This window comes from Longimicrobium sp., assembly GCA_036389795.1.
Classification (GTDB): Bacteria; Gemmatimonadota; Gemmatimonadetes; order Longimicrobiales; family Longimicrobiaceae; genus Longimicrobium.
The window spans coordinates 21,294-42,203 of the sequence record DASVWD010000191.1 but is presented as its reverse complement, the minus strand read 5'-3'; the positions used below and the strand labels follow the sequence as shown (position 1 = coordinate 42,203).

Below are 20,910 nucleotides of genomic sequence, written 5' to 3'. Positions count from 1 at the left end.
CGAAGTGCGAGGTGCGAAGTGCTAAGTGCGAGTGCGAAAGTGCGAAAGTGAGCGAAGCCCTTCCTCCGGATCCGGAAGAAGGGCTTCGACCCGAGTGGAAGCTGAAGTGCAGCGCGGAACCCCGGTAAAGTACCCTCTCCCGAAGTTGGGAGAGGGTGGCGACGCGGTAGCGGCGCCGGGTGAGGGCCTACCCGCGGTCGCGCCTGGTCCTCACGCACCTCGCACTTCGCACTCTTCTCACACCCCCACCGCCTCCTCCGCCGGCTCCGCGGCCACCCCGGCTTCCGCGCGGCGGAAGACGAGGTGCGCCGTGCCGGGGGCGCGGTCGACCACCACCGTGTCGCCGTCGTCGAACTCGCCCTCCAGCACGTGCATGGCCAGCGGGTTCTGCACCAGGCGCTGGATGGCGCGCTTGAGCGGCCGCGCGCCGTACGCCGGGTCGTACCCCTCCTCGGCGATCAGCTCTTTCGCGGCGTCGGTCACCTTGAGCGTGATCTTGCGCTCGGCCAGCAGGGCGGCCAGGCGCTTCAGCTGCAGGTCCACGATGGTCTTCAGCTCGCCCCTGCCCAGCGGCGCGAACACGATCACGTCGTCCACCCGGTTCAGGAACTCGGGGCGGAAGTAGCGCCGCATCTCGGACAGCACCGTGTTCTCCACCTCGTCCCGCACCGCGGGGTCGTCCATCCGCCCGGCGCGCTCCAGGATCAGCGGGCTGCCGATGTTGCTGGTCATGATGATGACCGTGTTGCGGAAGTTCACCGTCCGACCCTGGCTGTCCGTCGCCCGCCCGTCGTCCAGGATCTGCAGCAGGATGTTGAAGACGTCGGGGTGCGCCTTCTCGATCTCGTCGAAGAGCACCACCGAGTACGGGCGCCGCCGCACCGCCTCGGTGAGCTGGCCCCCCTCCTCGTAGCCCACGTACCCCGGCGGCGCGCCGATCAGCCGCGACACGGCGTGCTTCTCCATGTACTCGCTCATGTCGATGCGCACCATGGCGTCCTCGTCGTCGAAGAGGAACTCCGCCAGCGCGCGCGCCGTCTCCGTCTTCCCCACGCCCGTGGGGCCCAGGAAGATGAAGCTCCCGATCGGCCGGTCGGGGTCCTGCATCCCCGCGCGGCTCCTGCGCACCGCGTTCGCCACCGCGCTGGTGGCCTCGGGCTGGCCGATCACCCGCTCGTTCAGGTGCTCGTCCAGGTGCGCCAGCCGCTCGCGGTCGCTCTGCAGCATCCGGGAAACGGGGATCCCGGTCCAGCGCGCCACCACCTCGGCCACGTCGTCGGCGTCGACCTCCTCCTTGAGGAACTTCGACTCCTTCTGCAGCTCGGCCAGGCGCAGGTCGGCGTCGGCGATCTCCTTCTGCAGCGCGGGGATGGTGCCGTACTGCAGCTCGGCCGCGCGGTTCAGGTCGCCGGTGCGCTGGGCGCGGTCCAGCTCCACCTTCAGCTCGTCGAGCCGCTCCTTCTTCTGGCGGATCGCGCCGATGGCGTCCTTCTCGGCCTGCCAGCGCGCCTTCATCCCCGAGCTCCGCTCGCGCAGGTTGGCCAGCTCCGCCTCCAGCCGCTCCAGCCGCTCGCGGCTCTCGGGGTCGGTCTCGCGCGAGAGCGCCTGCTTCTCGATCTCGAGCTGCATGATGCGGCGCTCCACCTCGTCGATCTCCTGCGGGAGCGAGTCGATCTCGATGCGCAGCCGGCTGGCCGCCTCGTCGATCAGGTCGATCGCCTTGTCGGGGAGGAAGCGGTCGCCGATGTAGCGGTTCGAGAGCGTGGCCGCCGCCACGATCGCCCCGTCGGTGATGCGCACCCCGTGGTGCACCTCGTAGCGCTCTTTGAGCCCGCGCAGGATGGCGATGGTGTCCTCCACGCTCGGCTCGCCCACGAACACGGGCTGGAAGCGCCGCTCCAGCGCCGCGTCCTTCTCGACGTACTGCCGGTACTCGTCGAGCGTCGTCGCCCCCACCACGCGCAGCTCGCCGCGGGCCAGGGCGGGCTTGAGCATGTTGCCGGCGTCGGGCGAGCCCTCGGTCTTCCCCGCGCCCACGATGGTGTGCAGCTCGTCGATGAAGACGATGAACTTCCCCTCGGAGCTGGTGATCTCCTTGAGCACCGCCTTCAGGCGCTCCTCGAACTCGCCGCGGTACTTGGCGCCCGCCAGCATGGCGCCGATGTCGAGCGAGATCAGCGTCTTGTCGCGTAAGCCCTCGGGGACGTCGCCGTGGACGATGCGCTGGGCGAGGCCCTCCACGATGGCCGTCTTCCCCACGCCGGGCTCGCCGATCAGCACGGGGTTGTTCTTGGTGCGGCGGGAAAGCACCTGCACCACGCGGCGGATCTCCTCGTCGCGGCCGATCACCGGGTCCAGCTTGCCGCGCCGGGCCCGCTCGGTGAGGTCGGTGGAGAAGCGCTGCAGCGCCTGGTACTTTTCCTCGGGGTTCTGGTCGGTCACGCGGTGGGCGCCGCGCACCTGCTCCAGCGCCTCCAGCAGCGCCTTGCGGCCGGCCCCCTGCGCGCGCAGCAGGTCGCGCACGGCGAAGCCCTTCTCGGCCAGGCCCAGCAGCAGGTGCTCGGTGGAGACGTACTCGTCCTTGAGCCCCTGCGCCTCCTTCTCGGCCTGGTCGAGCACCTGGTTCAGCTCGCGCGAGATGGTGGGCTGGGCGCCGCTCTGCTTCGGCAGCCGGGCGGCCGCCGCGGCGACCCCCGCTTTCAGCCCCGTGACGTTGACGCCCACCTTCTGGAGGATGGGGACCACGATCCCCTCTTCCTGGTCGAGGAGCGCGCCCAGCAGGTGCACGTCCTCGATCTGCGGGTTCCCCGCCTGGCGCGCGACGTTCGCCGCCTCCTGCAGGGCCTCCGCCGATTTGACAGTCAGCCGGTCGAAGTTGATCATCGTTCTCCTAAGTCCCGATTATTCAGCGATTTACCTCCAGCCCGGGGATTCCCTGCGCCTGCGGGGTTTTCCGCCGCCGGCAGGGACGCGCGAGGGTGCGCGCCGGGCGATGCTGCCGGTGGAAAAAGGAAGTTCCGTGCCTGGAAACGCATGCCATTTCGTCAGGGAAGGCCGATCCGGAGGAAGGCGACTGCGATCGGGGAGGATGGCGGCAGATACGCGATTCCTGCGTGCACTCGACGGCGCGTTTCGTGCGGCCGTCCGGGCCTGCGCCGCCTCGCCCGCCTCCGCCGCGGGAGGTGTGCGCCAGCCCACCCGCGCGCCGGGAGGTCAGCGTGAGGATCGCATCGCCGTGCCGCGCCCGTCACGAGGCCGGCGCCCGCGCCTGCTGCCGCGTCGCCTGAGCGTCCGCGGGGCCGCACGCCGTGCACCGGCGCGCGGCCCCTTTCTTCCCACTCAGTGGAGGAGGTGCACCATGAGCAGGGCCATTCGCGCCACACGGATCTCGCTCTTCGCCCTGGCGGTGGCCGGGGCGCTCGGCTTCGGCGCCTCGGCGGCGCTCGCGGACACGCGGCCGTGCCCGCTCACCGCGATCGGCACGTGCGGCAACCTGGCGCGGTGCCAGGACATGTGCGCCGCGGCGGGCGGCGACGTCTCGGGGGCGGCCTGCAACAACGGCTGCTGCTTCTGTCCCGGCGCGGGGGTCTGAAGCTCGCGCCGCGGCCCCGTCGTGTCCGGCCGCGGACGCGGCCCGTCCACCCTTCCGACCCGGGAGCAGCCATGTACGCGGCCACGGTGAAGCTCCGCAACGTGACGTTCGGCGCGCTGACGATCGCGGCGCTCGGCTTCGGCGCCACCTCCGCGCTCGCCGGCCCCGCGCCGGCGCAGTGCACCGATCCCAGCGCGCAGGGCACCTGCCAGTCGCAGTCGGACTGCCGGAAGATCTGCAACCGGCTCTCCAACGGGCTGATCCCGTTCTGCGACACGCAGACGCAGTGCTGCACCTGCCAGAAGCTGTAACCGCTCCGGCACGGAGAACGACGAGCCCCCGCCGCGCTGCTTCGCGGCGGGGGCTCCTCGGCTCGCAAGGCGGACCCGTCGGTCCGCGCACCAGGCTCAGTACGCTGCCTGCGGATACTGGGGCGGGCACCCGCCGCTGCAGTAGATGTCCTCGCTCGGCAGGCAGATGTCGATGCAGGTGCAGACGTCCGGCCAGGACATGCCGTCGGGCTGGGCGTAGCTGGAGGTCTGCATGAGCGAGGAGGTCTCGAACGAGCTGACCTGGAGCTGGTCGAGGTTGAGCGTCATGGCGTTCTCCTTGGGGCAGGTGGGGGAGGATGAGACCGGCGGGTGCACGAATCTCATACGACCCCGCCTTCTTCCGCAAGATCGTGTCGGCAAACGGGTTCAACGCGCCATAACGGTCCCGAGGCTCTGGAATGGAAGCTTCCGCCACGGTCCCTGAAACCCGAGCCCCCGCCGGCAAGCTCGCGACGGGGGCGAAGGAGTCGATCAGGTGGTCGAGCCGGGACGGAGGATCACCGTCCGCCGGCCATGCGACGTCGGGGTTGAGACCCCTCCATCTGCTGGGTGGGGAGAGGGGGCGCACTCTCCGGGTGCCGGGTGACGGCGACGTAGTCGAGGTCCAGCTCGTTCAGGTACGCGTCCGCCGCTGCGCGCAGCTCGTCGGTGTGGCCGTGGCGCTCCCACATGTCCTGGATTTCCCTGGCCGCTTCGGCATTCTCCTTCATGCGCTGATGGAACCGGGTCCCTCGCAGCTTCTCGATACTCTCCTCGACCAGGGCGGGATCTCGCTCTTCATCGAGGTAGAGGGGCAAGGGATGAGTGTCACTGAAGGGCGCCACCAGCCCGTCGAGCAGTTCCAGCGCGCTCAGCCAATCGTCCTGAACCTCCTCGTTTCCGGGAGCAACGAGCAGGTCCAGCTCTTCGGGCGTGAAGCGAGTGTAGGTGGTTCCGTGCGGCATTGGATCACCTTCCTTCCAGGATCGCCAGTGCTTCCAGCCGGGAAGTCGCCGCCGACGGGCCCGTAATCTCGTCGAGAACGAGAGCGCGGAAAGCCGGATCTGCATGGTTGTCCGCGAAGAGCAGATCGAACTCGGCTTCGGCGAGGTCGGGAATCAGCACTTCGCGGGAGCCTCGCCGGGCCGAGTTCCTCCGCAATGCGCGCTCGGCGAGATCCCGGTCATGTCCACACGTTAGACAACGGGATAGAAGAATTCAACCGGACACCTCCGGCAGACGCGCCGAAGCCGTGCGGCCGTCACGTCGTCCAGCCTCTTCGCTTCCTTCTGCTTCCTCACCCCTACCACCAGGCTCTTGCGGAGGTCGCGGACGAACCTGTCCCAGGAATCACGGTGCAGCCAGGGCAGGTAGAGGTCTTCGTAAATATGGTATGGACTGGACGACTTCGGATTGGTACCCGGCGGCGGATAGAACTCCTCCGCCAGCCAGGCGTAGTGCACGCCGCCGTAGAAGTAGTGGTTGATGATCCACGCGAGCGCCGGGACCGTTCCGTAGCAGTAGCGGGGCATGAGGAGGGTGGGCGGGACGGGAAAGTGGACAAAGTGCACGAGAAGATGGGGCGGGCCTCGCGCCGCCGCAAGGCCCGCCCCGCCCCAATCTCCTCTTCCGACCTCCCGGCCCGATCACACCACGCGCGTCTTCCACCTCCCGCGGCGGAAGAGGAGGGCGCTCGCCACGGCCAGCGTGGCGTGGGCGATGGTGATGGAGACGAACGCGCCCATCGGCCCCAATCCGAAGACCACCGCGAGCGCGTACGCCAGCGGGATCTCGAAGAGCCAGAACACCACGAAGTTCAGCAGCGTGGGCGTCCAGGTGTCGCCCGCGCCGTTGAACGACTGCGAGATCACCATCCCGTAGGCGTAGAAGAGGAAGCCGCTCGCCACCACGCGCAGGCACGCCGTGGCGTGGCGCGCCACCTCGGGGTCGGCGGTGAAGGCGCCCACCAGGGTGCCGGCGAACGCCACGAAGACGAGCCCCACCGAGCCCAGGAAGCACAGGTTGTAGAAGCCCGCCTTCCACACCGCGGCCTCGGCGCGCTCCGGCTTCCCCGCGCCCAGGCCCTGGCCCACCAGCGTGGCCGCGGCGTTGCTCAGGCCCCAGCTCGGCAGCAGCGCGAAGATGATCACCCGGATCCCCACCGTGTACCCGGCCAGCGCCGCGCTGCCGAAGGTGGCGATGATGCGCACCAGCCCCACCCAGCTCGTCGTCCCGATCAGGCTCTGCAGCGTGGCCGAGGACGACAGCCGGGCGATGCGGGCCATCACCCCGGCGTCCAGCCGCAGGTGCCGCCGCCCCACCCGGATGTGCCGCCCGGGGCGGGTGAGCTGCCAGAGCGCCATGGCCGCCCCGCTCCCGCGCCCGATGGTGGTGGCCACCGCCGCGCCGGTCACGCCCAGCTCCGGGAACGGGCCCGCGCCGAAGATCAGGCACGGCCCCAGGAAGATGTTGATCAGGTTGGCGAACCACAGCACGCGCATGGAGATGGCCGCGTCGCCCGCGCCGCGGAAGACGGCGTTGGCCACGAACAGCACGATGATGGTGGCCTCGCCGCCCAGCATCACGCGCGCGTAGCCGAGCCCGGTGGCGATCACCTCCGGCGAGGCGCCCATGAGCGCCAGGAGCCGCGGCGCGAGCAGCACCCCGGCCGTCCCCAGCACCGCCGACACCAGCAGCGCTAGCGCGATCCCCTGCACGGCCGCCGTGGCCGCCGCCTCGGGGTCCTTCTCGCCGATCCGGCGCGCCACCACGGCGGTGACGCCGATGGAGAGCCCGATCCCCAGCGCGTAGACGAAGGTCAGCAGACTCTCGGTGAGCCCCACCGCCGCCACCGCCTCGGCCCCCAGGCGGGAGACGAAGAAGATGTCGGTGAGCGCGAAGACGCTCTCCATCGCCATCTCCAGCACCATGGGGACGGCCAGGAGGAGGATGGCGTGGCCGAGCGGGCCGGTGGTGTAGTCGTGGTGCGCGGAGCCGCGCAGCGCCTCGCGCACCGAACGCCAGAAGCCAGGCGCCGGCGCGCCCGCCGCTTCGGCGGGAGCGAGGTCGAGCGGAGTAGACATGGGGACCCGAAAACCGTTGTGCCCCCGCCGGCCGCGCGAGCGGGAAAGCTCGCGCGGGTGCGCGGGGTGCGTGATCGAACAGGGTTCCGGGAGGAAGCCGCCGGCCGCAGGTGCGCCGGCGTCCGTGGGTGCGGGTTGGGGAGGACCTCCCGGAGATGCTGCCCTACCCGATCAGGCTGCCTTCATCGGCTCTCGGTCTGGCTGGTGGAAGGAGTCCCGGGGGCGCGGAGGCGGACCGCCGCGACCGGGGGCGCCAAGTATTGCGCCTCCCTTCCCGATGGTCAAGGCCCGCGATGGCGGGCCGGCGGTGGATCTCCGGAATCGTACCGGCTCCGGAAAACATCAGGTTTCACGCAGAATCAGCAGAGTTAGCGGAGTAGTTCTCTGCTGACTCTGCTGACTCTGCGTGAGAAACAAAATTTTTTATTCCGTCCCGGCGAAGATCGACAACTGCGGCTCCCAGGATTCTCCCGGCTCCGCGGAGGCGGCGGGGCCGGGCTCGCGCGCGTGGACCCGGGCGAGCGTCTCCTCCATCAGCCGCTGCTGCCGCCCGAGCTCGCGGGCCAGGGGGAGGTGGATCGGCCGCTCGCCAGTTTCGTCGGGATACTCCCAGAGGCCGTTGGGGCAGTAGCGGTCGTCGTTCCACCCCGGGTGGCTGACGATGGGATAGAGGCAGATCCCCTCCAGCGGCACCCCGCGGCGGAGGGCCGCGCGCGCCTCCCTGCACACGTAGCGCAGCCACGTGGCGCGGACGTCGCCCTCGATCCCCGTCTCGGCCACGAAGAGCGGGCGCCGGTAGCGCGTCCAGACCTCGCGCAGGATCTCGCGGAAGGGTCGGTAGCCGGGGTGCCCGGGCGGGATCCACCCCTGGCGATGGATCCACTGGTTGTGGACGTAGTAGTTGACGCCCACCACGTCCAGGTACCGCGGCGCGCCGCCCAGCTCCGGCATCTCGAGCCCCGCGAGCATGTCCCACGCCTCGTACTGCGCGCGGGTGTACGCCGCCGCGATCCTCCGGTCGCGCGGGCGCCCGGGGGCGGGCAGCACGTGGATGGCCGGGTCGACGTGGGCGATGCGGGCGCGCGGGTCCACGCTCCACACCGCCTCGATGGCCTCGATGGCGGCGCGCACCAGCTGCGCCTTGAGAGCGCGCGCCTGGCGGCGGCCGAACGGGTGGAAGTACCCCGCGCGCCCCGCCGCCCAGGAGAAGAACGAGATCTCGTTGACCGGGACCCAGAAGGGGACCTGGTCCGTCTCTCCCGCCACCACCTCGGCGGCGGCCCGCGCGAAGCGGGCGAAGCGCCGCACGAACTCCGGCCCGCGCAGGTCCAGCCAGTCGGGCCAGCCGTAGTGGCACAGGTCCCACATCACCTGCACCCCGGCGGCGCGGGCCGCGCGGACCAGGGGGAGCGCGCTCGCGAAGTCGTACCGCCCCGGCGTTCTCTCCACCAGGTGCCAGCGGAAGCCGTCGCGCGCGGCGCGGATCCCCACTTCGCGGAGCCGCCGGTAGTCGGCCTCCGCGTGCCGGTCGTGCCCGCTGGCGGCGATCACGTCCACCCGCCGGCCGCCGCGCAGGAGGCAGGTGGAGCACTCGAACCCGCCCAGGAAGAAGCTGCGGAACAGCCCCTCCATCGGCGCTTTAGTCCCCCGCGGCCGCGGCGGCCGGCCGGGCGCCGCCGCCCCGCGCCCGGACCGCGGCGGGGCGGGCCGGCGTCGCCCCGGTGATCCGGGCGTAGGTGGCGAGCGCCTGCGCCACCACCTGGTCCATGTTGTAGTACCTGTACGTCGCCAGCCGGCCCACGAACCACACGCCGGGCGTCTCGTCGGCCAGCTCGCGGTAGCGCCGGTACAGCTCGGCGTTCTCGGGGCGCGGCACCGGGTAGTACGGGTCGCCGCCGTCGCAGGGGTACTCGTAGACGATGCTGGTCTTCGGGTGCTCCTGCCCGGTGAGGTGCTTGAACTCGGTCACCCGCGTGTAGGCGTGCTCGTTGGGGTAGTTCACCACCGCCACCGGCTGGAAGCGGGGCGCGTCCACCGTCTCGTGCCGGAAGGTGAGCGAGCGGTACGGCAGCTTCCCGAAGCGGCAGTCGAAGAACTCGTCGACGGGGCCCGTGTAGACCATCTCCCGGTAGGGGACCACGCCCTCGATCTCGCGGTAGTCGGTCTGCAGCATCACCTTGATGTTGGGGTGCGCCAGCAGGTTCTCGAACATGCGGGTGTACCCGTGCAGCGGCATCGCCTGGTAGGTGTCGGTGAAGTAGCGGTCGTCGCGGCTGGTGCGCGCCGGCACCCGCGCCGTCACCGCCGCGTCCAGCTCCGACGGGTCGATCCCCCACTGCTTGCGCGTGTAGCCGCGGAAGAACTTCTGGTACAGCTCGCGCCCCACCTTGCTCACCACCACGTCCTCGGCGGTGCGGAGCTCCTCGCGCGGCTCGGCCAGCGAGGCGAAGAACTTTTCCAGGTCGAACGAGCTCAAGCTGAGCCCGTAGAGCTGGTTGACGGTGGTGAGGTTGATGGGGATCGGCACCAGCTGCCCGTCGACGCTGGCCAGCACCCGGTGCTCGTACGGCCTCCACGCGGTGAAGCGCGAGAGGTAGTCGAAGACCTCGCGCGAGTTGGTGTGGAAGATGTGCGGCCCGTAGCGGTGGACCAGGACCCCGTGGTCGTCGTAATGGTCGTACGCGTTGCCGGCCACGTGGTTGCGGCGGTCCACCACCAGCACCTTCTTCCCCGCGCCGGCGGCCAGCCGCTCCGCGATCACGCTCCCCGCGAACCCCGCGCCCACGATCAGGTAGTCGAACACATCACTGCTCCAGCTTGGGGAACGGTTGAAGCCCACCTGAATCATCCAGATCCATCTCTTCCGATCCGACCGAACCCCCTTTGGTCTCACACAGAGACGCAGAGACACAGAGAACTTCTGCGAGTTGTTGCCGTCTCTCTGTGTCTCTGTGCCTCTGTGTGAGTCATGCTGTTGATCAGTCCGCTCCCACCAGCGCTCCTCCCCCGATTGGACGGACGCGCTCCCGCTCTCTCCGGTCCACGCCGCCCCGGCGGGCGGAGACGACCTCCTCCACCCGCGCGCGCATCTCGCCCCAGGTGCGCTCCCACGAGGTGCGCGCGAGCGCCGCGTCCACCCGCTCCAGCCACGCGGCCCGCGTCTGCGGATCCTCCCGCAGCGCGGCCTCCACCGCCGCGACGGTCTCCTCCACGGTCGCCGCGATCCGCACCAGCCCCGGCTCGCCGTAGGTGCGCACCACGTCGTGGATCGGGGTGGAGACCACGGGCCTGCCGGCGGCCAGGTACTCCGGCGTCTTGGTGGGGCTGACGAAGCGGGTGGCCTCGTTGCGGGCGAAGGGGAGGAGCGCCACGTCCCACCCGGCGATCCAGGCGGGGAGCTCGGCGTAGCCCCGCGGCCCGGGGTAGTGGAGGTTGGGCAGGCGCGGCAGCTCCGCGGGGTCGATCTTCACCACCGGCCCCAGCAGCACCAGGTGCCAGTCCGGCCGCGCCTCGGCCACGCCGCGCACCAGGCCGGCGTCGAGCCGCTCGTCCAGCACGCCGAAGAAGCCCAGCCGGGGGCGCGGGACCGCCGCCTGGTCCGCCGGCTCGGCCAGCCCCTCGCGCGCCCGGGCGAAGTGGGCGAAGTCGATGCTGCTGGGGAAGAGGTGCACGCCCGGGTGGCGCCCGCGCTTGGCCTCGTACAGGCTGGCCCCGCCCGTGAACACCAGGTCCGCGCGCCCGAGCAGCTCCTCCTCGCGCGCCAGCAGCTCCGGCGGCGCGCCGCGGAAGGCGGAGAGCTCGTCCATGCAGTCGTAGACGGTGGCGAGCGGGCGCAGGTGCCGCGTGAAGGCGAGCGCCATCGGCGTGTAGTACCAGAGCACGAAGTCGAGCACCCCGTACTCCGCCAGCAGCACGTCCAGCAGGCGCCGCTGCTCGCGCTCGGCGGCGTCGCGGTCCAGCCCGTGGGGGAGGTGGGGGACGGCGACCGTCACGTTCTCCCCCCGCGGCCGCGTCTCCAGGCGGGGCCGCTCCGCCCCGAAGACCGGCTCCTCGACGAAGAACACCCGCCCCTCCCGCGCGAAGCGGCCGAGCAGGTGCTGCGGGCGCTGCCAGACGAAGTCCCAGCGCAGGTGCGAGAGGCAGACGAGGTCCACGGCGGAGGGCGGTCCGCCGAGCGGATGGCTGTTCAAGGATTGGGTCCAGGCAAGCGGTGACGGTGCCGGGCCGATACTACGGGTCCCGGGATCTCCCACGCGGACGAACTCCCGCGCCCGTCCGAAAGAGGCGGGACGGGCGGGGCTGGCCGGCGGCGCTTCGCGGGAGACGGACCCGCCGGGGGGCGAACCCCGGTTGCAAGCGGCATGCCCCGGAGTGGACACAGGTGACAGAAAACGGGGAACAGCCGTCGGCTGTTCCCCGTCCCCCTGAACCCTGTCGCCCGTGGTCGGCGCCGCCGGGCGGTCTCAACCAGCCGCGGCGCGCTCCCTCGTCTCTTCCTCCTCATCTCCCAGCAGCCGCGCCGCCTCCCAGCCCAGGATCGCCTGCTTGCGCGCGGTGCCCCACCGGTAGCCGCCCATCACCCCCAGCTTGCGGATCACGCGGTGGCAGGGGATGGCGAAGGCCACCGGGTTGCGCCCCACCGCGTTGGCCACCGCCCGCGCCGAGCCGGGCGCGCCGGCGGCATCGGCCAGCGCCTCGTAGGTGACCAGCGCGCCGGCCGGCACCCGCAGCAGCGCCTGCCACACGCGCACCTGGTGGTTGGTCCCCTGCACGAAGAGCGGGAGCGGCCGCTCGTCTCCCTGCTCGCGGTCGAAGATCCGCCGCGCGGCGTCCGCGGTCGCCCGCGGGTCCTCGGCCAGGCGGGCCAGCTCCCACCTCTCGCGCAAGTCCTCCAGCGCCTCCCCGCCGCCGTCCTCGTCGACGAAGGCGAGGCCGCAGACGCCGCGGTCGGTGGTGGCCAGCAGCGCGGTGCCGAACGGCGTCTCGTGGAAGCCGTAGCGGATGGCCAGGCCGGCGCCGCGCAGCTTGTACTCGCCGGGGGTGACGGCCTCCAGGGAGACGAACAGGTCGTGCAGGCGCCCGGGGCTGGAGAGGCCGGCGTCGTAGGTGGCCTCCAGCACCGAGCGGCACTCCTCCAGGCGCCGCTTGGCGTGCTCGACGGTGAGGAACTGGAGGAAGCGCTTGGGCGAGATCCCCGCCCAGCGGCGGAAGAGCCGCTGGAAGTGGAACTCGCTCAGGTGGACGCTCCGCGCCACGTCCTCCAGCCGCGGCTGCTCGCGGTAGTGGCGCTCCAGGTAGCGGATCGCCTGTTCGATGCGCTGGTAGTCCGAAGTAGGCATGGTCCTGAGTCTCGCGGAAAAAGGTGACTGCTGCCAGGGACCGGGTCCGGGGACGCGGCGGCGCCGTCTCGTCTCCTTCGTTCACGTTGCGAAGGATAGCGCTGGACAACGGGGCCGACCACCCGGATCTTGCGGACATCACGCAATGGAATTCTGCCGAGGAGGGAAATGGACCCGGTGCTCTCGATCGACGGGCTGGAGACGCCCGCGGCGCTGGTGGAGGTGGAGCGGATGCGCGCCAACCTGCAGAAGGCGGGCGACTACTGCCGCGCGCACGGGCTGGCGTGGCGTCCGCACGCCAAGACGCACAAGGTGCCCGAGCTCGCCGCCGAGCAGGTGCGCGCGGGCGCCGTCGGCGTCACCGTGGCCACGCCGCGCGAGGCGGAGGTGATGGCGCAGGCGGTGGACGACCTCCTCCTCGCCTACCCGCCCGTCGGCCGCGCCAAGCTCGAGCGGTTGATGGCGCTGCGCGACCGGGTGCGCCTCACCATGGCGCTCGACTCGTCCGAGGCGCTCGGCGGCCTGGTGGCGGCGGCGCGCGAGGACGTCCGCCGCGTGGGCGTGCTGGTGGAGGTGGACGCCGGGATGCGCCGCGTCGGGGTGCAGACGCCCGAGGCGGCGGTGGCGTTGGCGCGCGAGGCGGCGGGGCTGCGGGGCGTCGAGTACCGCGGGCTGATGTTCTACCCCGGCCACGTCCGCGCCCACGTCCGCGAGCAGGACGCCGCCCTCGCCGCCCTCGCCGCCACGGTGCGGCGCTTCGTGGACGCGCTGGAAGACGCGGGGCTGGCGCCGGAGGTGGTGAGCGGCGGGTCGACGCCCACCTTCTGGCGCTCGCACGAGATCGGGGGGCTCACCGAGGTGCGGCCGGGGACGAACATCTTCAACGACCGCACCACGGCCGAGATCGGCGCCTGCGCGTGGGACGAGGTCGCCTACTCCGTCCTCGCCACCGTGGTCAGCACCGCCGTCCCGGGGCAGGCGGTGGTCGACGCGGGCTCCAAGGCGCTCGCCCGCGAGGAGCTGCGCGCCGAGGGCGGGGGATACGGCGCGCTCCTCGACCGCCCCGAGGTGGTGGTCAAGGCGGTCTCGGAGGAGCACGGGCTGCTCGACCTGTCGCGCACCGGCTGGCGCCCGCGCATCGGCGAGCGCGTGCGCGTGGTGCCGAACCACGTCTGCGTCTCGGTGAACCTGCAGGAGCGCCTCTGGGGCGTGCGCGGCGACGAGGTGGTCGCCTCCTGGGACGTCGCGGGGCGGGGGAGGGCGCCGCTCGCCGCCAGGGTGGAGCCCCCTTCCTGACGGTCCCGCCGCGCGCCGCCGGGCGGGTAGGCGGCGCGCGCGCTCCGGTGCTATATTTCCGCCACACGTCTCCCGACCGGCGCCTCCCGTCCGCGGTTCCTGCTTTCCTCCGATTCCCGCTCCCGGATGACGGACTACCTGGATCGGAAGTTCGACCTCGCGGACCCGGAGCTCGCGTCGGCGCTCGACGAGGTGTCGTTCTGGTCGTCGCGCTTCGGGCGGCTGCTCTTCGACCACCTCGAGCCGCGGAGGGGGATCACGGGGCTCGACCTGGGATGCGCCAACGGCTTTCCGCTCTTCGAGCTGGCGCACGCGCACGGGCCCTCGTGCCGCTTCGCCGGGGTGGACGTCTGGGCGCCGGCGCTCGAGCGCGCCGAGCGGAAGCGCCGCGTCCACGGCCTGCGCAGCGTCGCCCTGGCGCGGGCGGACGGCGCGCGGCTCCCGTTCCGCGACCGCAGCTTCGACCTGGTGGTGTCGAACCTGGGCGTCAACAACTTCGACGACCCCGCCGCCGTCCTCGCCGAGTGCGCCCGCGTGGCGAGGCCCGGCGCCCGGCTGGCGCTCGCGACCAACCTCGCCGGCCACATGGCCGAGCTCTACGCCGCCTTCCGCGAGGTCGTCGCCGGATTCGGCAGACCGGAGTACCTGGAGCGGCTGGCGGCGAACGAGGCGCACCGCGGCACGGTCGACTCGGTCCGCGCGCTGGTCGAGGACGCCGGGTTCCGCGTCGCCCGCGCGGCGCGGGACGCGTTCGCGATGCGCTACCTGGACGGCGGCGCGCTCCTGCGGCACTCGCTGACGGTGATCGGCTTCCTGGGCGGGTGGCGCGCGGTGGTGGACCCCGCCGACGAGCCGGCCGTCTTCGCCGAGCTGGAGCGGCGGCTGGACGCCCTCGCGGCGGAGCAGGGCGGGCTGCGCATGACGGTGCCGATGCTGTACCTGGAGGCGGTGCGCGCGTGAGGCGGACGGGATGAACCTCCTCTTCCGGATGCTGCGCGTCCTGGCCGCCTCGCTCTTCGGCCCGCGGCTGGACCCGCTGGACGAGTCGGTGGTGCGCTTCCGGGTGCTCCCGAACGACCTGGACGCCAACCTCCACATGAACAACGGGCGCTACCTGACCCTGATGGACCTGGGGCGGGTGGACCTGCTGCTGCGGGCCGGCGTCGTCCGCGTGATGCTGCGGCGGCGCTGGGGCGGCGTGGTGGCCTCGCTCACCATCCGCTACCGCCGGCCGCTGGGCCCCTTCCAGCGCTACGAGCTGCGCACCCGCCTGGTGGGGTGGGACGAGCGCTGGTTCTTCGTCGAGCAGCGCTTCACCCGCCGCGGCGAGCTGATGGCGCTGGCGCTGGTCAAGGTGCAGTTCCTGGGGCGGGAGGGGCGCGTCTCGCCGCAGGAGATGGCCGCCGCCGGCCCGTGGACGCTCGAGCCGCCCCCGCTCCCCCAGGCGGTCCTCGACTGGCAGGACGCCGAGAGCCGGCTGCAGCCGCAGGGGAGCCCGCGAGAAAGGCAGTATGAATCCGCAGGATCCTGAAGCGCTGGACGCCCGGCTGGAGCGCCTGGAGCGGCTGGTGGAAGACCTCCAGCGCCAGCTCGCCGCGCGCGCGGACGCTCCCGCCGCGACGCTGGAAGCACCGCCTTCCCGGGCTCGGGACGCGGTTTCGTCCGCACCGCCCGTGATTCCCGGCGCGGCGGCGGAGGCGCGCCGGCGGAAGGCGCGGCGGGCCGGGTGGACGGCGCGCATCAACTGGGATGGGCAGCTCTGGCTCAACCGGCTGGGGATCGCGCTGGTGCTGCTGGGGATCGCGCTCCTCTTCCGCTACTCGATCGAGCAGGGGTGGCTCACGCCCGCGGTGCGCGTGGCGATCGGCGCGGCCGCCGGGGCGGTGCTCTTCGGGGCGGGCCTGCGGCTCGACGAGCGGCGGGGCTTCGGCGCGGTGCTGGCGGGCGGCGGGATCGCGGCGTGGTACACCACCGGCTGGGCCGCCTTCCACCTCTACGGGCTGATCGGCTACCTGGCCGCCTTCGCCGGGATGGTGGGGATCACGGGGCTGGCGTTCGGGATGGCGCTCCGGCGCGGCTCGCCGGCGCTGGGGATCCTGGGCGCCGTGGGCGGGCTGGGGACGCCGCTGATCCTGGGCGTCTCGTACGGCACGCCGCGCGGCTTCGCCCTCTACACCTCGCTGGTGCTGGCGTGGACGGCCGCCGTGCACCTCTACCGCGGCTGGAGAACGGTGCTGTGGACGGCGCACGGCTTCGGCTGGGTGCTCCTCTTCGTCTACGCCCGCCACGCCCCCGAGGTGCGTCTGGTCCCCGCCGACGCCTGGAGCGTGCAGGCGGCCGTCGTCTTCGCCTGGCTGGCGCTCGGCGCGCTGCCGCTGGCGAAGCGCGTCGTCGATTACCGCCGTGTGCAGCACGGGCACGAGCGCCACTGGAAGCACCTGGAGACGGCGCACTGGTACGCGCTGGCGCTCGTCCCCCCGCACGCGGCGCTCGTGGTCAGCGCGGCCGTCTGGCACCCGCAGCCCGAAGCCTGGGGGTGGTGGGTGATCGCCGTGGCCGGGGCGTACGCCGCCGCCGCGTGGGCGCTCTACCGCCCCGACCACCGCATCGCGCGGGCGCTCCTGTTCACCGCCTCGCTGCTGCTGTCGGTGGGGTGCGTGGCCGCGCTCGACGGCGACGCGCTGCTGGTGTCGTTCGCCGCGCAGGCGCTGGCGCTGCACGTGGTCGCGCCGCGCGGGGGCGGCGTGCCGGCGCGGTGGCTGGCGCACAAGGTGTTCATCGCGGCGGCCGGCTGGATGCTCTTCCGCCTGGTGGAGAACGGCGACACCGACGCGCCGCGCGTGCTGGCGGACCTCTCCGTCCTGCTGGTGGGCTTCGCCGCCGCGTTCCTGGTGCGCTCGCGGCGGGAGCGGACGGCGTACCTCTACTTCGTGCACGCGGGGCTGCTGGGGTGGGTCTGGCGCGGGCTGGCGCCGCTGGAGGGCGGGCAGGGGTTCGCCACCATCGCCTGGTGCGCGTACGGGCTGGGGCTGCTGCTGCTGGGGCTCAAGCGCGGCTCCGCCGTGCTGGAGCGGACGGGGCTCGCCACGCTCCTGCTGGTCGTCGCCAAGCTGTTCCTGGTGGACCTGGCGGCGCTGCACGCCCTCTTCCGCGTGCTCCTCTTCCTCGGCTTCGGCTCGGTGTTCCTGGTGCTCAGCTACACGCTGCAGAACTGGTGGAAGGACGGGCGCCCGGCGGAGGGCGACAAGCGCCCCCACGCGCCCCCGGCCCGGTAGATGGCGGCGCCGCTCCGCCCACCGCCCTCGCCGCCCCCGCCCCCGGGGCTGTGCGAGACCTGCGCGAACGTGAAGGTGGTCGAGACGCGCAAGGGCTCGCGCTTCTACCTGTGCACGCTCTCGGAAGTGGACCCGCGCTTCCCGAAGTACCCGCGCATCCCCGTGGTGCGGTGCATCGGCTACGTCCCGGCCCCGGGCGGGGAGTCGGTCGGGGCCGCGGCGGCGGGGGAGGGAGAAGGATGAAGCTCCTGGCCGGGATCCTCCTCGCCGCCTCGCTCGCGGCGCCGGCGAAGCTGCTCGCCTGTTCGTGCGTGGGACCTCGCGACGAGGTCGAGGCCATGGGCCGCGCGCACGCCGTCTTCGCGGGCCGGGTGGCGTCGGCGCGCGTTGTCCGGGGGGCGCACGGGCTCCCGGAGCGGGTGGTCGCCTTCACCGTGCACCGCTGGCTGAAGGGCGGCCGCGGCCGAACCGTGGTCGTCCGCACGTGGCTGGGCGGCGGCGACTGCGGCGTTCCCTTCCGCGTGGGCCGCACCTACCGCGTCCACGCCCGCCATCGCGAAGACGGGCGGCTGTGGACGAGCCTCTGCATGGAGCCGTTCCCGTCGCTATCCCGCCTTCGTGCCGGGCGCGGGGCGCGGCTCGCCGCCGCGCGGAACGCGTCCGCGGCCCCTTCCTGCCCCGGGTGATCCCCTTGTCGTCCATCCGCCTGCTGTCGATCCAGGTCGCCCTCCCGCGCACGCACGGGAACGAGGGCGCGCGGGAGCCGCTGGACCGTGCGTGGACCACGGCGTTCTTCAAGGAGCCCGTCGCGGGGCCGGTGTGGCTCGGGCGCGCCAACCTGGCGGGCGACCGCCAGGCCGACACGAAGAGCCACGGCGGGCCCGACAAGGCCGTGCTGGCGTACGCCGCCGCGCACTACCCGCTCTGGCGCGCCGAGCTGGGGGTGGAGATGCCGTTCGGCGCCTTCGGCGAGAACTTCACCGTCGCGGGGCTGGACGAGGGGAGCGTCTGCCTGGGCGACGTCTACGCGGTCGGCGGGGCGAGGGTGCAGGTCTCGCAGCCGCGCATCCCCTGCTGGAAGATCGCGCGGCGCTGGCGGCGCAAGGACCTCTCCGCGCGCGTCCAGGCCACCGGCCGCACCGGCTGGTACCTGCGCGTCCTCGACGAGGGAGCCGTCGCGCCGGGCGACGAGTTCGGGTTGCTGGAGCGCCCGCACCCGGAGTGGACCGTCGCGCGCGCCAACCGGGCGATGTACGTGCTCCGCACGCGCGAGGCGGTGCTGGAACTCGCCGCCTGTCCCGCCCTGGCGCCCTCGCTCGCCGCGGGCCTGCGCCAGCGCGCCGCCGCCCCGCGCGACGGCGGCGACGACGGGCGCCTGCTCGGGCCGAACGAAGACTAGCCGCCGCCGTCCCCCTTGACGCCGCCGTGCGGCACGTCCATTTTACCCGTCCGTTTCGATCCTTAAGATGCAGATCCATCCCCCGGCCTGAATCCACGCGGGAGCGGTGCCCGCCCGCGCGACGCTCCCGACCGTGCCCACCTGCCTCTTCTTCGACGAGTCGGGGAACCTCGACTTCTCGCCCAACGGGTCGAGGTACTACCTCTTCGGCGTGCTGAGCACGGCCGACCCCGCGCCGCTCACCGTGGCGCTCACGGAGCTGCGCTACCAGATGCTGGGGGAAGGGCTGGAGCTGGAGTGCTTCCACGCGGCCGAGGACACGCAGGCGGTGCGCAGCCGCGTCTTCGCGCGCATCACCGAGGTCGGCGGCTTCGAGCTGGACGTGCTGGTGGCCGACAAGCGCCGCATGCGCGCCGAGCTGCACGACCCGCTCGAGTTCTACTCGTGCCTGGCGCCGGCGCTGCTCGACGCCGTGCTGCGCCGCCACGCGGACGGCGGCGAGCGGCTGGTGGTGGTCACCGACCGGCTCCCGCTGCAGCGCCACCGCAACGCCGCGGAGAAGTCGATCAAGAGCGCCATCCGCAACACGCTGGGCGCACGCCCGTTCTCGGTGGTGCACCACACCTCGGCGGCGCACGCGCTGCTGCAGGTGGTGGACTACTGCACCTGGGCCGTGCAGCGCAAGTGGCACCGCGGCGACGGGAGGTCGTACGAGCTGATCCGCCCCTGGATCCGGGGCGAGTACGAGGCGCTGGGGGAGATCGGGGGAGGGTAGGAAAGCGACCTCCCCGGCTACCCTGCCGAAGCAGGGAGAACCCCTTGGGTTCTTGTCACCGGGGAGGAACCTTTGGCCTGGAGCCGCCCGGAAGCCCGTGCGGCGATCTGGACGGAAACTAACGAGCCGCCGCCGGGCTGTCAAGGGTTCTGTTCGGGATTTCTTCGCCGGCCTGCCGCGCTCCCGCGGGGCTCACCCGGGGAGGGGGCTGCGCTCGCGGAAGTAGTCGATGACGGCCTGCCCGAGCGCCTTCGCCTTCACCCCCAGCGTCCCGCTCTTCATGATCCACCCCACCACCGGCACCGTGCCCATGAGCTCGGCCGCGACGGCGCCGAAGCCGCTCGCGGCCAGGCCGCGCAGGTGCCCCTTCACTGCCTCCTCGTCGAACCGCGCCACGCCGAACGCGGCGGCCACCTGGCGGATCATCACCATGTCGGCCGCGGTGAGGGCGAGCGCCGCGCCGGGGAGCCAGCCGGTCAGGTACGCCGTGGCCGCCCAGCGGTCCACGACCCGTTTCGCCTTCGCCTCGGCCTCCGCGCGGGTGCGGGGCGGCTGCCGGTCCGCCATCGTGCCCTCCTGGATCGAAGGAGCGTCGGGCTACTCGCGGCTGTACATCGCCTCCAGCTCGTACACCGCCTCGGCGGGGCCGATCAGGATCAGCGTCTCGCCGGGGTGGATGACGCGCTGGGCGTCGGGGTTCAAGGTGAAGCCGCCGTCGGGCTCGCGGATGGCCAGGATGCTCACGTTGCGCAGGCGCCTGAGGTCGCACCCGGCCACCGTCTGCCCGGCGAAGGGCGAGTCTTCGGGGACGGTGACCTGACCCACGTCGACCGAGATCTCGACGCCGAAGCTGAAGATCTCGTTGAAGAGGTCGTGCACCGCCGGCCGGAGCAGCGCCAGCGCCAGGCGGTGCCCGCCGATGGCGTCGGGGGTGACCACGCGGTCGGCGCCGGCGCGGCGCAGCTTGGGCTCGGAGGCCTCGGAGTTGGCGCGGGCCACGACCAGCAGGTGCGGGTTCATCCCCCGCGCGGTGAGCACGGCCAGTACGTTGCTGGCGTCGGAGTCGAGCGCCGCCACCAGCCCGCGGGCGTGCTCCACCCGAGCCGTCTTCAGCACCTCGTCCTGGGTGGCGTCGCCGATCAGGTGGGTGATCCCCTCGGCCAGGAACATCTCCTCCAGGGCCTGCGACCAGTCGATCACCACGAACGGCTCGCCGCGGGCCATCAGGTCGCGCACGATGCGGGTGCCGAGCCGGCCGTGCCCGCAGATCACGTAGTGGTCGCGCAGCCCCGCGAGCGACTGTCTCATCCTTCGCCTCTGCACGCTGGTCCAGAGCGTCTGCCCGAGCATCACCTCCACGGCGTTGCTGGCGGCCCAGGCGCCGATCCCCACCCCCAGCACGATCAGCATCATCGTGAAGACGCGCCCCGCCTGGCTCAGGGGGTGCACCTCCCCGTAGCCCACGGTGGCCACCGTGATGATGGTCATGTAGGCCGCGTTGAGCCACCCCATCCGCTCCAGCACGTGGTACCCCACCGTCCCGAAGCAGAGCAGCAGCACCAGCAGCAGGAGCGAGAACTGGAACTGCCGCACGGGGTCCGCCAGCGCGGTCCGGAAGCGGTGCGGCAGCGGGAGGGGAGAAGGCGCGCGCGCGGGCTGCCTCGGCGGGCGCCGCCGCCGGAGGGGCGTGCCGCCGGGCAGGGGCTCGAGGGGGAGGGAGCGGCGCTCTCGCGGCGGCACGTGGGCTCGCGTGGGCACTCGGGCGGAGTGGAGGCGCTCCCGGCGCGGGAGCCCGTGCGCGGAGTCTACGGCGCGCCGGGCCGCTCTACAAGGCGGCGTG

Annotated in this window: 22 protein-coding genes; 10 read left to right on the top strand and 12 right to left on the bottom strand. The window is 72.4% G+C overall.

Annotation, left to right across the window (positions count from 1 at the left end; all coding sequences use genetic code 11):
• Window positions 1-237 precede the first annotated feature (237 nt).
• A complete protein-coding gene (gene clpB / locus VF746_23615) occupies window positions 238-2,883 on the bottom strand; it encodes an ATP-dependent chaperone ClpB (GenBank protein HEX8695421.1) in 2,646 nt (881 codons plus the stop codon).
• Window positions 2,884-3,358: 475 nt separating this feature from the next.
• Between clpB and VF746_23610 the strand changes: the two genes are divergently transcribed.
• Window positions 3,359-3,592 (top strand): hypothetical protein, encoded by a 234-nt coding sequence (locus VF746_23610; GenBank protein ID HEX8695420.1) that lies wholly within the window; start codon window positions 3,359-3,361, stop codon window positions 3,590-3,592.
• A 71-nt stretch (window positions 3,593-3,663) separates the two neighbouring features.
• Window positions 3,664-3,903 carry a hypothetical protein gene (locus tag VF746_23605; GenBank protein HEX8695419.1) on the top strand — a complete coding sequence of 80 codons (240 nt, stop codon included), beginning with the start codon at window positions 3,664-3,666 and terminating at the stop codon, window positions 3,901-3,903.
• 96 nt (window positions 3,904-3,999) lie between these two features.
• On the opposite strand, the gene VF746_23600 is transcribed toward VF746_23605, so the two are convergent.
• From VF746_23600 to VF746_23560, 9 genes are all read right to left on the bottom strand, one after another.
• The gene (locus VF746_23600) at window positions 4,000-4,191 is read right to left on the bottom strand and encodes a hypothetical protein (GenBank protein ID HEX8695418.1); all 192 of its coding nucleotides are present in this window, start codon (window positions 4,189-4,191) and stop codon (window positions 4,000-4,002) included.
• Between the two features lie 230 nt (window positions 4,192-4,421).
• Window positions 4,422-4,868: a hypothetical protein gene (locus VF746_23595; protein ID HEX8695417.1), complete on the bottom strand. Its 447-nt coding sequence runs from the start codon at window positions 4,866-4,868 to the stop codon at window positions 4,422-4,424.
• Between the two features lie 4 nt (window positions 4,869-4,872).
• Window positions 4,873-5,028, bottom strand: coding sequence for a hypothetical protein (locus VF746_23590; GenBank protein ID HEX8695416.1), 156 nt, complete (start codon window positions 5,026-5,028; stop codon window positions 4,873-4,875).
• A 71-nt stretch (window positions 5,029-5,099) separates the two neighbouring features.
• Complete coding sequence (locus VF746_23585; GenBank protein ID HEX8695415.1) at window positions 5,100-5,435, bottom strand: hypothetical protein; 336 nt, start codon at window positions 5,433-5,435, stop codon at window positions 5,100-5,102.
• 114 nt (window positions 5,436-5,549) lie between these two features.
• On the bottom strand, window positions 5,550-6,986 hold the full coding sequence (locus VF746_23580; GenBank protein HEX8695414.1) for an MATE family efflux transporter: 1,437 nt from the start codon (window positions 6,984-6,986) through the stop codon (window positions 5,550-5,552).
• Window positions 6,987-7,409: 423 nt separating this feature from the next.
• On the bottom strand, window positions 7,410-8,618 hold the full coding sequence (locus VF746_23575; protein ID HEX8695413.1) for a hypothetical protein: 1,209 nt from the start codon (window positions 8,616-8,618) through the stop codon (window positions 7,410-7,412).
• 7 nt (window positions 8,619-8,625) lie between these two features.
• Window positions 8,626-9,789 carry a UDP-galactopyranose mutase gene (gene glf / locus VF746_23570; protein ID HEX8695412.1) on the bottom strand — a complete coding sequence of 388 codons (1,164 nt, stop codon included), beginning with the start codon at window positions 9,787-9,789 and terminating at the stop codon, window positions 8,626-8,628.
• A gap of 175 nt (window positions 9,790-9,964) precedes the next feature.
• Window positions 9,965-11,176 (bottom strand): glycosyltransferase family 1 protein, encoded by a 1,212-nt coding sequence (locus tag VF746_23565; protein ID HEX8695411.1) that lies wholly within the window; start codon window positions 11,174-11,176, stop codon window positions 9,965-9,967.
• 273 nt (window positions 11,177-11,449) lie between these two features.
• Entirely contained in the window at window positions 11,450-12,325 is an 876-nt protein-coding gene (locus VF746_23560) for a methylated-DNA--[protein]-cysteine S-methyltransferase (GenBank protein HEX8695410.1), read from the bottom strand.
• 168 nt (window positions 12,326-12,493) lie between these two features.
• Here VF746_23560 and VF746_23555 point away from each other — a divergent pair, with 168 nt between their 5' ends.
• The 8 genes from VF746_23555 (at window position 12,494) to VF746_23520 (ending at window position 19,070) form a co-directional block, all read left to right on the top strand.
• A complete protein-coding gene (locus VF746_23555; GenBank protein HEX8695409.1) occupies window positions 12,494-13,621 on the top strand; it encodes an alanine racemase in 1,128 nt (375 codons plus the stop codon).
• A gap of 126 nt (window positions 13,622-13,747) precedes the next feature.
• The gene (locus VF746_23550) at window positions 13,748-14,581 is read left to right on the top strand and encodes a class I SAM-dependent methyltransferase (protein HEX8695408.1); all 834 of its coding nucleotides are present in this window, start codon (window positions 13,748-13,750) and stop codon (window positions 14,579-14,581) included.
• A 10-nt stretch (window positions 14,582-14,591) separates the two neighbouring features.
• Window positions 14,592-15,152, top strand: a complete 561-nt coding sequence (locus VF746_23545; protein ID HEX8695407.1) for a thioesterase family protein — start codon at window positions 14,592-14,594, stop codon at window positions 15,150-15,152.
• Complete coding sequence (locus VF746_23540; GenBank protein ID HEX8695406.1) at window positions 15,133-16,896, top strand: DUF2339 domain-containing protein; 1,764 nt, start codon at window positions 15,133-15,135, stop codon at window positions 16,894-16,896. The genes VF746_23545 and VF746_23540 overlap by 20 nt, the downstream gene beginning before the upstream one ends.
• Window positions 16,897-17,139 (top strand): hypothetical protein, encoded by a 243-nt coding sequence (locus VF746_23535; GenBank protein HEX8695405.1) that lies wholly within the window; start codon window positions 16,897-16,899, stop codon window positions 17,137-17,139. It abuts the gene before it with no gap.
• Window positions 17,136-17,582 carry a hypothetical protein gene (locus VF746_23530; GenBank protein ID HEX8695404.1) on the top strand — a complete coding sequence of 149 codons (447 nt, stop codon included), beginning with the start codon at window positions 17,136-17,138 and terminating at the stop codon, window positions 17,580-17,582. The genes VF746_23535 and VF746_23530 overlap by 4 nt, the downstream gene beginning before the upstream one ends.
• A 5-nt stretch (window positions 17,583-17,587) precedes the next feature.
• The gene (locus VF746_23525; GenBank protein HEX8695403.1) at window positions 17,588-18,295 is read left to right on the top strand and encodes an MOSC domain-containing protein; all 708 of its coding nucleotides are present in this window, start codon (window positions 17,588-17,590) and stop codon (window positions 18,293-18,295) included.
• Window positions 18,296-18,401: 106 nt separating this feature from the next.
• The gene (locus VF746_23520) at window positions 18,402-19,070 is read left to right on the top strand and encodes a DUF3800 domain-containing protein (GenBank protein HEX8695402.1); all 669 of its coding nucleotides are present in this window, start codon (window positions 18,402-18,404) and stop codon (window positions 19,068-19,070) included.
• 192 nt (window positions 19,071-19,262) lie between these two features.
• Here the strand turns inward: VF746_23520 and VF746_23515 are convergent, their stop codons facing one another.
• Together VF746_23515 and VF746_23510 are read right to left on the bottom strand one after the other, a co-directional pair.
• Entirely contained in the window at window positions 19,263-19,637 is a 375-nt protein-coding gene (locus VF746_23515; GenBank protein ID HEX8695401.1) for a hypothetical protein, read from the bottom strand.
• Between the two features lie 30 nt (window positions 19,638-19,667).
• Entirely contained in the window at window positions 19,668-20,810 is a 1,143-nt protein-coding gene (locus VF746_23510; protein ID HEX8695400.1) for a potassium channel protein, read from the bottom strand.
• Between the last annotated feature and the right edge of the window lie 100 nt (window positions 20,811-20,910).